Origin of the sequence: Pantoea sp. Cy-640, assembly GCF_011752635.1 — a bacterium.
Lineage (GTDB): Bacteria > Pseudomonadota > Gammaproteobacteria > Enterobacterales > Enterobacteriaceae > Pantoea > Pantoea dispersa.
In genome coordinates, this window is record NZ_VWXB01000006.1 from 52982 (window position 1) to 65516 (window position 12535).

The window sequence follows — 12535 nt, forward strand, 5'->3', positions numbered from 1 at the left end:
GGAGCGCGGCAGACGGCGCCACCCAGGGGTGGCGCGCAGAGGGATTACGGCAGGACTTTCGCGGAAGTGATAACAATCGGTTTTGACGGCACATTCTGGTATGGCCCGACATCTTTGGTCGGCACCTGAGCGATCTTGTCGATCACATCCATGCCTTTCACTACTTTACCAAACACCGCATAGCCGAAGTCGCGCTGGCCATGGTCAAGAAAAGCGTTGTCCGCCACGTTCAGGAAGAACTGGCTGGTGGCACTGTCTTTCTCAGCGGTACGCGCCATGGAAATGGTGCCACGCAGGTTGCGCAGGCCGTTATCCGCTTCGTTTTTGATCGGCGCGTTGGTCTGCTTCTGCTGCATATCCGCCGTGAAGCCGCCGCCCTGAATCATGAAACCCGGGATCACACGATGGAAAATGGTGTTGTTGTAGAAGCCGTTATTCACGTAATCCACAAAGTTTTTTACTGAAACCGGGGCTTTCTGATTATCCAGTTCAAGTTCGATATTGCCCGCAGAGGTGGTGAGCAGCACGTGCGTATCCCCTTTCGCCGCCAGAGCCGAAGCAGATACAGAAGAGAGCGCTAACAGGGCAACCGCCGCTGTCAAAGTACGTTTAAGCATGAAAGATTCCTTACCTTGGAGAGCAAGCTCAAAAACGAGATTGATTGTAAAGAGCATGTAATACAAGAGCCAGCGTTTTACCTATATTTACGCTGATGTTGCTATCGTCATACTTTTCCCGTCGCGCAATCATTTGCGTGACGAAAATCACACTATTAATGAAATATTTCTCGCACGTTTCACTGCTTGTTTATTACGATCACAGATCCATTTACAATTCATGACACTTTTTGCCACGTCGGCGCATCACAGGTTCAGAACATGACAAACCGTAATCGCATTGGCCTTACCTGGATCAGCTTTTTCTCCTATGCGCTCACCGGCGCACTGGTGATCGTTACCGGTATGGTGCTGGATAATATTGCCCAGTATTTCCAGCTGCCCATCTCCGAGATGAGCAACACCTTCACTTTCCTTAACGCCGGTATTCTGGCGGCGGTGTTCCTGAACGCCTGGCTGATGGTGATTGTGCCACTCAAGCGCCAGCTGATCTTTGGCTTTGTGCTGATGATCCTCGCCGTGGCCGGGCTGATGACCAGCCATAACCTCACGGTGTTCTCGCTGTGCATGTTCGTGCTCGGCGTGGTCAGCGGTATCACCATGTCGATCGGCACCTTCCTGATTACCCATCTGTACGATGGTCGCCAGCGCGGTTCCCGTCTGCTGTTTACCGACTCGTTCTTTAGCATGGCCGGCACCATCTTCCCGATTATCGCGGGCATTCTGCTGGCGCGCGCGCTGCCGTGGTACTGGGTTTACGCCTGCATTGGCGTGATCTACGTGGCGATCTTCATCCTGACGCTGATGGTCGAGTTCCCGGTGCTGAAGAGCGAAGCCGCGGTGCAGGGCGGCGAAAAAGAGAAGTGGGGCATCGGCGTGCTGTTCCTGTCGATCGCGGCACTGTGCTACATCCTCGGCCAGCTCGGCTTCATCTCCTGGGTACCGGAATACGCCACCAAATCAATGGGCATGGATATCGCCGCCGCCGGTCAGCTGGTCGGTAACTTCTGGACCGCCTACATGGTCGGCATGTGGGCGTTCAGCTTCCTGCTGCGCTTCTTCGACCTGCAACGCATTCTGGTGGTGCTGGCGCTGCTGGCCACCGGCCTGATGTTCTGGTTCGTGAAAACCACCGATGCCAGCATGCTGCACTGGATCATTATGTCGCTTGGCTTCTTCTCCAGCGCCATTTACACCACCATCATCACGCTGGGCTCGCTGCAGACCAAAGCGTCATCGCCGAAGCTGGTGAACTTTATCCTCACCTGCGGCACCGTCGGCACCATGCTGACCTTTGTGGTCACCGGCCCGATCGTGGCCAAAGGCGGTGCGCACGCGGCGCTGTCCACCGCGAACGCGCTGTACGCGGTGGTGTTCGTGATGTGTGTGCTGCTCGGCTTTGTCACTAAACATCGCCAGCACGCTCACCAGACTGCCTGATCCCCGAGCGGCGCGAAGCCTCGCGCCGCTATTCCCCTTCCCGCTCCCTTAACGCCGGAACGTCACCGCTTCGCTAGCACCGAGATAAATTTCACTGCTTGCCGGCTTTGTGGCCGCCACCAGCACGCCCTTACGCAGCGAATAGCGCACCGGCACCTGACGGCGCAGCGCATCGAACCCGTTATCAGCAGGCAAAATAATCAGGCTGGCCGCGTTGCCCACCTGCACGCCATAATCCGCCAGCTGCATGGTTTTGGCACTGTTGTGCGTGATGAGTTGCAGACCGCTGTCGATCTGCTCATAGCCCATCAGCTGACAAACGTGCAGCCCCATATGTAGCACCTGCAGCATGCTGGCGGTGCCGAGCGGATACCAGGGATCGAACACATCATCATGGCCGAAGCAGACGTTGATACCCGCCTCCAGCAGCTCTTTCACCCGCGTCACGCCGCGCCGTTTCGGGTAGCTGTCAAAGCGTCCCTGCAGATGAATATTCACCAGCGGGTTGGCGACAAAGTTAATCTGCGAAAGCTTCAGCAGGCGGAACAGCCGCGAGGTATACGCGTTATTGTACGAATGCATCGCCGTGGTGTGGCTGGCGGTGACGCGGGCGCCCATGCCCTCGCGGTGCGCCAGCGCCGCCACGGTCTCGACAAAGCGTGACTGCTCATCATCAATCTCGTCACAGTGCACGTCCACCAGCCGGTCATAGCGCTGCGCCAGCGCAAACGCTTTGTGCAGCGATTCGACGCCGTATTCGCGGGTAAATTCATAATGCGGGATCGCGCCCACCACGTCAGCACCGAGGCGCAGCGCCTCTTCCAGCAGCGCTCCGCCGTTGGGATAAGAGAGAATACCTTCCTGTGGAAAGGCCACGATCTGGATATCGATCCACGGTGCCATCTCCGCTTTCACCTCCAGCATCGCGGTTAAGGCGGTCAGCGTGGGATCGGACACATCCACGTGGGTGCGCACGTGCTGAATGCCGTTGGCAATTTGCCACTTCAGCGTCTGCCGCGCGCGCTGCTTCACATCCTCATGGCTGAGCAGCGCCTTGCGTTCAGCCCAGCGCTCAATGCCTTCAAACAGCGTGCCGGACTGATTCCACGCCGGTTCGCCAGCGGTTTGCGTAGTGTCGAGATGAATATGCGGCTCGATAAACGGCGCGCTCGCCAGGCCACCGGCGGCATCCAGCGCATCCGGCTGGGCGGCCGCGTGCGGCGGCTGCGGAATGATGGCGCTGATGTTGCCGTGGCGAATTTCGATCTGCCATAAACCCGGTTGGCCTGCCAGGCGCAGGTTGTTTATCCACTTAAACGCTTGCTGGGTCATATCCTTCTCCGCTGAAAATGCAACATCTTAAGCTAGCACGAAAAACGGCCGCGCCGCTGGCAACTTTTCTGCCGCCATTGGGTAATTTTCAACCAAATAAAAGACTTAGATAAAAACGCGTAAAATCAGCAACATACCTCTAAATGGGTATATAAAGCCGCAGTTGATGTACGTCAATAAGCGCCAGAAACAGCGCGCTAAGGTAGGCGCAGATCCCGCAAATTTTGAGGCAAGCATGAGCAAGCACAGTGTCGTTATTATTGGCAACGGCATGGTTGGCCACCGCTTTATCGAAGAACTGATCGACAAAGCCGCCCCTGAGCAGTTCGCGATAACCGTTTTCTGTGAAGAGCCCCGCGTCGCCTATGACCGCGTCCATCTCTCCGCCTATTTTTCCCACCACACCGCCGAAGAACTCTCACTGGTGCGCGAAGGCTACTACGAAAAGCATCAGGTCAATCTGCTGCTCGGCGAGCGCGCCATTACCCTCAACCGTGAGGAAAAGCTGATTCACTCCAACACCGGTCGTGCGGTGCATTACGACACGCTGATCCTGGCCACCGGTTCTTATCCGTGGATCCCGCCGATCGCCGGCGCGGAGGGCAGCGACTGCTTTGTCTATCGCACCATCGAAGATCTCAACGCGATAGAAGCCTGCGCGCGCCGCAGCAAACGCGGTGCGGTGATTGGCGGCGGTCTGCTCGGACTGGAAGCGGCGGGCGCGCTGAAAAATCTCGGCATTGAAACGCACGTGATTGAGTTTGCGCCGGTGCTGATGGCGGAACAGCTGGATACACAGGGCGGCGAACAGCTGCGGCGTAAGATCGAACAGATGGGCGTGCAGGTCCATACCGGCAAAAATACCCGGCAGATTGTGCATCACGCTAAGGGCGGTAAAACGCTGGAGTTCGCCGATGGCAGCGCGCTGGACGTCGACTTCATCGTGTTCTCCACCGGCATTCGTCCGCAGGACAAGCTGGCGCAACAGTGCGGCCTGGCGCTCGGTCAGCGCGGTGGCGTTGCCATCAACGATCGTTGCCAGACCAGCGATGCGGCGATCTACGCGATTGGGGAATGCGCCGCCTGGCAGGATCGGATTTACGGTCTGGTGGCGCCGGGCTACAAAATGGCGCAGGTCGCCAGCGATGCGCTGGTTGGGCGTGACAGCGTCTTTGCCGGTGCCGATATGAGCGCCAAACTCAAGCTGCTGGGCGTGGACGTCGGTGGCATTGGCGATGCGCATGGCCGCACGCCGGGCGCGCGCAGTTACATCTGGCTCGATGAACAGCAGCACGTATATAAGCGCCTGATCGTCAGCGAAGACAACAAAACTCTGCTCGGCGCGGTGCTGGTGGGCGACACCAGCGACTACGGCAATCTGCTGCAGCTGGCACTCAATCACATCGCCTTACCGGAAAACCCGGCGCTGCTGATTCTGCCGGCAGGCAGCGGCGAAAAACCGGCGCTGGGCGTCGATTCGCTGCCGGACAGCGCGCAAATCTGCTCCTGCTTTGACGTCAGCAAAGGCGATATCGTTAACGCGGTGCAGGCGGGCTGCCACACCGTGGCGGCGCTGAAAGCCGAAACCCGCGCCGGTACCGGCTGCGGCGGCTGTATTCCGTTGATTACGCAGGTGCTGAACGCTGAGCTGAGCCGTCAGGGCATCGAAGTCAATCATCACCTGTGCGAGCATTTCGCCTATTCGCGCCAGGAGCTGTATCACCTGATCCGCGTGGAGGAGATCAAGTCGTTTGACGCGCTGCTGGCGAAGTATGGCCAGGGTTACGGCTGTGAAGTGTGTAAACCGACCGTCGGATCGCTGCTGGCCTCCTGCTGGAACGAATACATCCTCAAGCCGCAGCACACGCCGCTGCAGGACAGCAACGATCTCTATCTCGGCAACATCCAGAAAGATGGCACCTACTCGGTGATTCCGCGCACCGCCGGCGGTGAAATCACGCCGCAGGGGCTAATGACGCTGGGCGAAGTGGCGCGGCAGTACAACCTTTACACCAAAATCACCGGCTCACAGCGCATCGGCCTGTTTGGGGCGCAGCGCGACGACCTGCCGGCCATCTGGTCACAACTTATTGCCGCCGGCTTTGAAACCGGACAGGCTTATGCCAAAGCGCTGCGCATGGCGAAAACCTGCGTCGGCAGCAGCTGGTGCCGCTATGGCGTTGGCGACAGCCTCGGCTTCGGCATTGAGCTGGAAAACCGCTACAAAGGCATCCGCACGCCACACAAGATGAAGTTTGGCGTCTCTGGCTGTACCCGTGAATGCGCCGAAGCGCAGGGCAAAGATGTCGGCGTCATCGCCACCGAAAAAGGCTGGAACCTGTACGTGTGCGGCAACGGCGGCATGAAACCGCGCCACGCCGATCTGCTGGCGGCTGACCTCGACCGCGACACCCTGCTGCAATATCTCGACCGCTTCATGATGTTTTACATCCGCACCGGCGACCGCCTGCAGCGCACTTCGCTGTGGCTGGAGAGCATGGACGGCGGCATCGACTATCTGCGCAGCGTGATTATCGACGACCGGCTCGGCCTTAACGCGCAGCTGGAGCAGGAGCTGACGCGTCTGCGCGCTGACGTCCGCTGTGAATGGACCACCACGGTTAACGACCCGCAGCAGCAGGCGCACTTCGCCACGTTTATTAACAGCCCGCAGCGCGACCCGCTGGTGCAGCACGTCAGTGAACGCGAGCAGCATCGCCCGGCGCGTCCGGCGGAGCGCATCGCTATTACCCTGATCGAGGAGGCTGACGCATGAGCCAGTGGTACACCGTGTGTGAACTCACACAAATCCTGCCCGCTACCGGCGTGTGTGCACTGGTTAACGGCCAGCAGATCGCCATCTTTCGCCCGCGCGACGATGCGCAGCTGTACGCTCTGAGCAACATCGATCCGTTTGCTGAAGCCAGCGTGTTGTCGCGCGGCCTGATCGCCGAACATCAGCATACGCTGTGGGTCGCCAGCCCGCTGAAAAAACAGCGTTTTCGCCTGAGCGATGGCGTTTGTCTGGAAGATGAAAGCCGCTCGGTGGCGAGCTATGCGGTGCGCGTCAGCAACGGCCAGGTCGAAGTCTGCGCCTGACAGAATTCCTTCACTTTATGAGACGTCACTATGTTTTCTGACACCCTGAACACCTGCGCCGCCAATGCGGCGCGCATTGTACGCACTGCGCAGCACAGCCCGCTGGCCTTCTGGATTGGATCGGCGATGGCCGGCGCTTACGTTGGCCTGGCGATCATCCTGATCTTCACCCTCGGCAACCTGGCGGACCCGGCGTATCGTCCACTGCTGATGGGCGCCACCTTCGGTATTGCCCTGACGCTGGTGATCATCGCCGGTTCCGAGCTGTTTACCGGCCACACCATGTTCCTCACCGTGGGCGTCAAAGCCGGCACCATCAGCCACGGTCAGATGTGGTGTGTGCTGCCGCAAACCTGGCTGGGTAACCTGATCGGCTCGGTGTTTGTCGCCCTGCTCTACTACTACGCCGCTGGTGCGCTGCTGCCGAACGCCGGTTCGCTGATCCACAGCGTGGCGCTGGCGAAAACCACGCAGACGGCGATGGCGCTGTTCTTTAAAGGCGCGCTGTGCAACTGGCTGGTGTGTCTGGCGATCTGGATGGCGGTGCGCAGCGAAGGGGCCGCGAAGTTCATCGCTATCTGGTGGTGTCTGCTGGCGTTTATCGCCTCCGGCTACGAGCACTCCATCGCCAACATGACGGTATTTGCGCTGTCGTGGTTTGGCCAGCACAGCGCCGACCTGACGCTGAGCGGCATCGGCCACAACCTGCTGTGGGTAACGCTCGGCAATATGTTCTCCGGCATGGTGCTGATGGGCCTCGGCTACTGGTATGCCACGCCGCAGGCGCAGCGCCCGCAGACGCAAGCCCAGGCTTCGCCGCTGAAATCGGTATAATCCCTTCCACAGCCCGCACCGTGCGGGCTTTTTTTCAGGATTCGCTATGGATTACTTTCCGCTGTTTTGTCGGCTGCAAGGCAAGCGTTGTTTACTGGTTGGCGCAGGCGACGTGGCTGAACGCAAAGCGCGTTTGCTGCTGGAGGCCGGCGCAGAGCTGTACGTTGGCGCGCGGGATTTTTCCCCGGCATTTCAGCTGTGGGCTCAACAGGGAAAAGTGACGTTACTGCACGGCGCCTTTGCCGATGACTGGCTGGATGAATGCTGGCTGGCGATTGCGGCCACCAACGATGATGCCGTCAATCAGCAGGTGGCTGACGCCGCCGAACAGCGCCGCCTCTTCTGTAACCTGGTGGATGCGCCGCAGCAGGCCAGCGCCATTATGCCGTCGATCGTCGACCGCTCGCCGCTGATGATCGCCGTCTCTTCCGGTGGCCGCGCGCCGGTGCTGGCGCGTCTGCTGCGCGAGAAGCTGGAGGCGATGCTGCCCCAGCATCTCGGCGAACTGGCTGCGCTGGCGGGCTCACTGCGCGAGCGCGTGAAGCAGCATTTTAGCGCCATGGCGCCACGCCGCGCCTTCTGGGAGCGCTTCTTTGCCAGCGATCGGCTGGCCCAGACGCTGGCCAACGGCGATCGGGCACGCGCTGCCGCGCAGGTCGATGCCTTGTTTGCGGCGCCGCTGACGCAGCAGGGCGAAGTCGTGCTGGTCGGCGCCGGGCCGGGCGATGCCGGTCTGCTGACGCTGAAAGGGTTGCAGGCTATCCAGCAGGCTGATGTGGTGGTGTATGACCGGCTGGTATCGGAGCCGATTCTTAATCTGGTGCGGCGCGATGCCGAACGCCTCTTCGTGGGTAAACAGGCGGGCCATCACTGCGTGCCGCAGGAACAAATCAACCAGCTGCTGCTGGAGCAGGCGCAGCGCGGCAGGCGTGTAGTGCGTCTCAAAGGCGGCGATCCCTTTATTTTTGGCCGCGGCGGCGAAGAGCTGGAGGTGCTGGCGCAGCATAACATCCCGTTCAGCGTGGTGCCGGGCATCACCGCCGCCTCCGGCTGTGCCGCCTACAGCGGTATTCCCCTCACCCACCGCGACCATGCCCAGAGCGTGCGCTTCGTCACCGGCCATCTGCAGCAGCACGGCGAAATGGAGTGGGGCAAACTGGCGGCGGAGCAGCAGACGCTGGTGTTTTATATGGGCCTCAGCCAGGCGGCCGACATTCAGCAGCAGCTGTTACGGCACGGGATGGACGCAGCGATGCCGGTGGCTATCGTGCAGCACGGCACCACGCCGCAGCAGCGCGTCGCCTGCGCCACGCTGCAGGAGCTGGCGACGCTGGCCCGGCAGTTTTCCAGTCCGGCGCTGATCATTGTGGGCCGCGTGGTCAGCCTGCGCACGCAGCTGCGCTGGTTCTGATGCGGTAAAACACTGTACAGCGCTGCGCTTTGCCGCCAGACTGAGCAGCCAAATCAATCACAAGGAGTTTCCATGCGCATTATTTCTCTGGCCGCGGCGCTGCTGATGCCGCTGAGCGTGGCGGTGAGTGCCGCCCCGGTGACGTGGTCAACGGTCACGGGCGAATGGCAGGTGGTTGCCGTGACGCCGAAAAAGGAGAACGGCCAGATTTACATCAAAAACGATCCGCAGTTTATGGGCGCGCGCGTGGCGTTTAAACCCAATGCGATTAGCTGGACGCGCGGTACTGCCGAACGTGGCATCAATCCGGCGACCGACAATTGCCAGGGCAAACCGCGCCTGAGCGCCGCCAGCGGGGCCGGACAGGATCGTGATTTCAGCTTTCGCTATGGCTTCAACGTGCACTGTAGCAATCAGGCGTGGGGACCGGCACCGGGCGCGGTACTGAGCGTGCTGGCCGACGGCAATGCGCGGCTATTCTGGGATGGCGCAGAGCTGACGCTGCATCGGGTGAAGTAAAGCCTGCGGGGCGCGTTGTGCTGCGCCCCGGCAAACCGGCTTATGGCTGCGCCACGAAGCCTACGGCGTCATACACTTTCTTCAGCGTTTCCTGGGCATGCGCACGGGCTTTCGCTGCGCCATCGCGCATTACCTGGTTGAGGAACGCTTCGTCATTGCGGAAACGATGATAACGCTCCTGCAGCTCAGTCAGCATCTCAGACACAGCATCTGCCACCGCGCCTTTCAGGTGACCATACATTTTGCCTTCGAACTCCTGCTCCAGCTGCGCAATCGACTTACCGGTCACGCCTGACAGGATATCCAGCAGGTTAGACACGCCCGCTTTCTCTTTGATGTCGTAGCGCACCACCGGCGGCTCTTCCGAGTCGGTCACTGCGCGCTTAATCTTCTTCACCACCGATTTGGTGTCTTCCAGCAGACCAATCACGTTGTTGCGGTTGTCATCAGACTTCGACATCTTCTTCGTCGGCTCCAGCAGTGACATCACGCGCGCACCGGACTTCGGAATAAACGGCTCAGGAATTTTAAACACGTCGCCGTACAGCGCATTGAAGCGCGCGGCGATATCGCGGCTCAGCTCAAGGTGCTGCTTCTGGTCTTCGCCGACCGGCACCTGGTTAGTCTGATACAGCAGAATATCGGCCGCCATCAGCACCGGATAATCGAACAGACCGGCGTTGATGTTCTCTTCGTAACGTGCCGATTTATCCTTGAACTGCGTCATGCGGCTCAGCTCGCCGAAGTAGGTGTAGCAGTTCAGTACCCAGCTTAGCTGGGCGTGCTCCGGTACGTGCGACTGCACGAAGATGGTGCTTTTTTCCGGATCGATACCGCAGGCAAGGTACAGCGCCAGCGTATCCAGCGTGGCTTTGCGCAGCGCGGCCGGGTCCTGACGAACGGTGATGGCGTGCAGATCGACGATGCAGTAAATGCAGTGGAAATCATCCTGCATCTGCACCCACTGACGCAGCGCACCCATGTAGTTGCCAATGGTCAGTTCACCGGAAGGCTGGGCGCCGCTGAAAACGATGGGTTTGCTCATGTTATGTCCTGATAATCACAGCCCGAGAACGGGCAAAAGTTCGCTAAAAGTATCGAGAGTTAAATCGGGCTGGCTGGTGGCAATCGGCTCACCGTAGTTGTAGCCGAAGGTCATCGCAACGTTTGGCACGCCCGCCGCCTGGGCAGCGAGAATATCATTGCGCGAATCACCGACAAACAGCAATTGTCCTGGAAGCACGCCGAAACGGCCGAGAACGAGGAAAATCGCCGCCGGATGTGGTTTTTTCACCACCACATCGTCGCCGCCGATGATCAGAGAAAAATAGTCGGCAATGCCGAGCGACTGCAGCAGCGGAGCAACAAACGGTGTAGGTTTGTTGGTGACGATGGCCAGCGGCAGACCGCTGGCGTGCAGCGCAGCCAGCGTCTCCTGCACCTGTGGAAACAGCGTACTGCCGGCTTCCACCGTCGCGGCGTAATGTTTGTCGAACAGCGCACGCGCGTCGCGCTGCTCGTCGGCCTGCGGCTCACGGCCCAGCGCCCAGCTGAGCGCCCGCGCCATCATGATGTCCGCACCGTTGCCAATCCAGGTCGAGACGCGCTCAACGCCCGCGGGCGGCAGCTGCAAATCGGCCAGCGCCAGATCGATCGCCTGTGCCAGGCCTGGCGCGCTGTGCACCAGCGTGCCATCGAGATCGAACGCCAGCGCGCGGATATCAGTGAAATGAGCCATTAACTTTCTCCAGTTCGCTGCGCATCTCATCGATCACCTTCTTGTAATCCGGATGACCGAAGATCGCCGAGCCGGCAACAAACATATCAGCCCCGGCCGCCGCGATCTGACCGATGTTATCGATTTTCACGCCGCCATCCACTTCCAGACGGATTTGGTAACCGCTCTGGTCAATGCGACGACGCGCTTCGCGCAGTTTATCCAGCGTGCCCGGAATAAAGGACTGGCCGCCGAAGCCGGGATTCACCGACATCAGCAGAATGATGTCGAGCTTATCCATCACGTAATCGAGATAGCTGAGCGGCGTTGCCGGATTGAACACCAGACCGGCCTTACAGCCGTGCTCTTTGATCAGCTGCAGCGTACGGTCAACGTGCTCGCTGGCTTCGGGATGGAAAGTAATGAAGCTGGCACCCGCTTTGGCGAATTCCGGGATCAGCGCATCGACCGGTTTGACCATCAGATGCACATCAATGGGCGCGGTGATGCCGTAATCGCGCAGCGCTTTCAGCACCATTGGCCCCATGGTCAGATTGGGAACATAGTGGTTGTCCATCACATCGAAATGCACCACGTCGCCACCGGCTTCCAGCGCTTTAGCGGTATCTTCGCCCAGGCGGGCAAAATCAGCGGCAAGGATTGATGGGGCCAGTAAAAATTGTTTCATCCGAATCTCCCAATTTTGTGCGCCAGCCGGAGCTGGCGTGATGCGTTGGTCGCGGACGAAACAGGCTAGCGGAAAAGCGCCAGCAGTTCGTCAACCTGAGTGCGACCACTTATGCTTCGGCTGATGGAACGCCGGGCTTTAACTACATGTAAATCCGCATGCTGATACCACTCGCGCGTCAGCAGGGTATCGTGGTTTGAAATCAGTACCGGGATGCGGCTCTCCTGCGCCAGCTTACTGGCCAGTTCCGCCAGATGCTGCTGCTCGCGCAGGCTAAAGCTGTTGGTGTGGTAAGCGGTAAAATTAGCCGTCGCCGACAGCGGCGCGTACGGCGGATCGCAATAAACCACTGAGCCTGCAGGGGCGTTGCCCAGAGTAACATCGTACGATTCACAGACAAAGGTGGCTTTTTGCGCACGCTCGGCGAACCATAACAGTTCGGCTTCCGGAAAGTACGGCTTACGATAGCGACCAAAGGGCACATTAAATTCACCGCGCAGATTGTAACGGCACAGGCCGTTGTAACCGTGGCGGTTGAGATAAAGAAACAGCACGGCGCGCTGATAGGTATCCGTGCTGGCGTTGAACGCCGTACGCTGGGCGTAATAGGTTTCCGCCGTATTGCCGCTGGCGCTGAACAGCTGGCGCGCGTCTTCAATAAACGAGGCGGTGCGCGTTTTAACGATATTGTAGAGATTGATCAGATCACCGTTGATGTCCGCCAGGTGATAACGGTCATAATCGGTGTTGAGGAATACGGAACCGGCGCCGACAAAAGGTTCGATTAAACAATCACCTTGTGGCAGATGACGACGGATATCGTCAAGCAGCGGGTATTTCCCTCCGGCCCATTTCAGGAAAGCGCGATTTTTCTTCAT

General features: G+C 59.4%; 12 protein-coding genes. 6 read left to right on the plus strand and 6 right to left on the minus strand.

Annotated features, from left to right (window positions below):
• Positions 1 to 44: 44 nt before the first annotated feature.
• Positions 45 to 617 carry a peptidylprolyl isomerase A gene (gene ppiA, locus F3J36_RS16175; RefSeq protein WP_021507435.1) on the minus strand — a complete coding sequence of 191 codons (573 nt, stop codon included), beginning with the start codon at positions 615 to 617 and terminating at the stop codon, positions 45 to 47.
• Between the two features lie 261 nt (positions 618 to 878).
• Between ppiA and tsgA the strand changes: the two genes are divergently transcribed.
• Positions 879 to 2057, plus strand: coding sequence for an MFS transporter TsgA (gene tsgA / locus F3J36_RS16180; RefSeq protein WP_021507434.1), 1179 nt, complete (start codon positions 879 to 881; stop codon positions 2055 to 2057).
• Between the two features lie 48 nt (positions 2058 to 2105).
• Here the strand turns inward: tsgA and F3J36_RS16185 are convergent, their stop codons facing one another.
• Positions 2106 to 3389 (minus strand): cytosine deaminase, encoded by a 1284-nt coding sequence (locus F3J36_RS16185; RefSeq protein WP_166720017.1) that lies wholly within the window; start codon positions 3387 to 3389, stop codon positions 2106 to 2108.
• 235 nt (positions 3390 to 3624) lie between these two features.
• Between F3J36_RS16185 and nirB the strand changes: the two genes are divergently transcribed.
• The 5 genes from nirB (at position 3625) to F3J36_RS16210 (ending at position 9252) form a co-directional block, all read left to right on the plus strand.
• The gene (gene nirB, locus F3J36_RS16190; protein WP_166720018.1) at positions 3625 to 6165 is read left to right on the plus strand and encodes a nitrite reductase large subunit NirB; all 2541 of its coding nucleotides are present in this window, start codon (positions 3625 to 3627) and stop codon (positions 6163 to 6165) included.
• Positions 6162 to 6488 (plus strand): nitrite reductase small subunit NirD, encoded by a 327-nt coding sequence (gene nirD / locus F3J36_RS16195; protein WP_021507431.1) that lies wholly within the window; start codon positions 6162 to 6164, stop codon positions 6486 to 6488. The genes nirB and nirD overlap by 4 nt, the downstream gene beginning before the upstream one ends.
• Positions 6489 to 6518: 30 nt before the next feature.
• On the plus strand, positions 6519 to 7322 hold the full coding sequence (nirC, locus tag F3J36_RS16200) for a nitrite transporter NirC (protein WP_058780172.1): 804 nt from the start codon (positions 6519 to 6521) through the stop codon (positions 7320 to 7322).
• 46 nt (positions 7323 to 7368) lie between these two features.
• Positions 7369 to 8733: a siroheme synthase CysG gene (gene cysG / locus F3J36_RS16205; RefSeq protein WP_166720019.1), complete on the plus strand. Its 1365-nt coding sequence runs from the start codon at positions 7369 to 7371 to the stop codon at positions 8731 to 8733.
• A gap of 72 nt (positions 8734 to 8805) precedes the next feature.
• Entirely contained in the window at positions 8806 to 9252 is a 447-nt protein-coding gene (locus F3J36_RS16210) for a hypothetical protein (protein WP_166720020.1), read from the plus strand.
• Between the two features lie 40 nt (positions 9253 to 9292).
• Here F3J36_RS16210 and trpS read toward each other — a convergent pair whose 3' ends face one another.
• From trpS to dam, 4 genes are all read right to left on the minus strand, one after another.
• Complete coding sequence (gene trpS, locus F3J36_RS16215) at positions 9293 to 10297, minus strand: tryptophan--tRNA ligase (RefSeq protein ID WP_058759300.1); 1005 nt, start codon at positions 10295 to 10297, stop codon at positions 9293 to 9295.
• Between the two features lie 15 nt (positions 10298 to 10312).
• On the minus strand, positions 10313 to 10990 hold the full coding sequence (locus F3J36_RS16220; RefSeq protein ID WP_021507426.1) for a phosphoglycolate phosphatase: 678 nt from the start codon (positions 10988 to 10990) through the stop codon (positions 10313 to 10315).
• Positions 10974 to 11657: a ribulose-phosphate 3-epimerase gene (gene rpe / locus F3J36_RS16225; protein ID WP_021507425.1), complete on the minus strand. Its 684-nt coding sequence runs from the start codon at positions 11655 to 11657 to the stop codon at positions 10974 to 10976. Before rpe ends, F3J36_RS16220 begins: the two co-directional genes overlap by 17 nt.
• Before the next feature lie 65 nt (positions 11658 to 11722).
• Positions 11723 to 12535 (minus strand): adenine-specific DNA-methyltransferase, encoded by an 813-nt coding sequence (gene dam, locus F3J36_RS16230; RefSeq protein ID WP_021507424.1) that lies wholly within the window; start codon positions 12533 to 12535, stop codon positions 11723 to 11725.

Coding starts and splice junctions, on each gene's coding strand:
- ppiA (WP_021507435.1), bottom strand. CDS start 617: ATGCTTAAACGTACTTTGACAGCGGCGGTTGCCCTGTTAGCGCTCTCT.
- tsgA (WP_021507434.1), top strand. CDS start 879: ATGACAAACCGTAATCGCATTGGCCTTACCTGGATCAGCTTTTTCTCC.
- F3J36_RS16185 (WP_166720017.1), bottom strand. CDS start 3,389: ATGACCCAGCAAGCGTTTAAGTGGATAAACAACCTGCGCCTGGCAGGC.
- nirB (WP_166720018.1), top strand. CDS start 3,625: ATGAGCAAGCACAGTGTCGTTATTATTGGCAACGGCATGGTTGGCCAC.
- nirD (WP_021507431.1), top strand. CDS start 6,162: ATGAGCCAGTGGTACACCGTGTGTGAACTCACACAAATCCTGCCCGCT.
- nirC (WP_058780172.1), top strand. CDS start 6,519: ATGTTTTCTGACACCCTGAACACCTGCGCCGCCAATGCGGCGCGCATT.
- cysG (WP_166720019.1), top strand. CDS start 7,369: ATGGATTACTTTCCGCTGTTTTGTCGGCTGCAAGGCAAGCGTTGTTTA.
- F3J36_RS16210 (WP_166720020.1), top strand. CDS start 8,806: ATGCGCATTATTTCTCTGGCCGCGGCGCTGCTGATGCCGCTGAGCGTG.
- trpS (WP_058759300.1), bottom strand. CDS start 10,297: ATGAGCAAACCCATCGTTTTCAGCGGCGCCCAGCCTTCCGGTGAACTG.
- F3J36_RS16220 (WP_021507426.1), bottom strand. CDS start 10,990: ATGGCTCATTTCACTGATATCCGCGCGCTGGCGTTCGATCTCGATGGC.
- rpe (WP_021507425.1), bottom strand. CDS start 11,657: ATGAAACAATTTTTACTGGCCCCATCAATCCTTGCCGCTGATTTTGCC.
- dam (WP_021507424.1), bottom strand. CDS start 12,535: ATGAAGAAAAATCGCGCTTTCCTGAAATGGGCCGGAGGGAAATACCCG.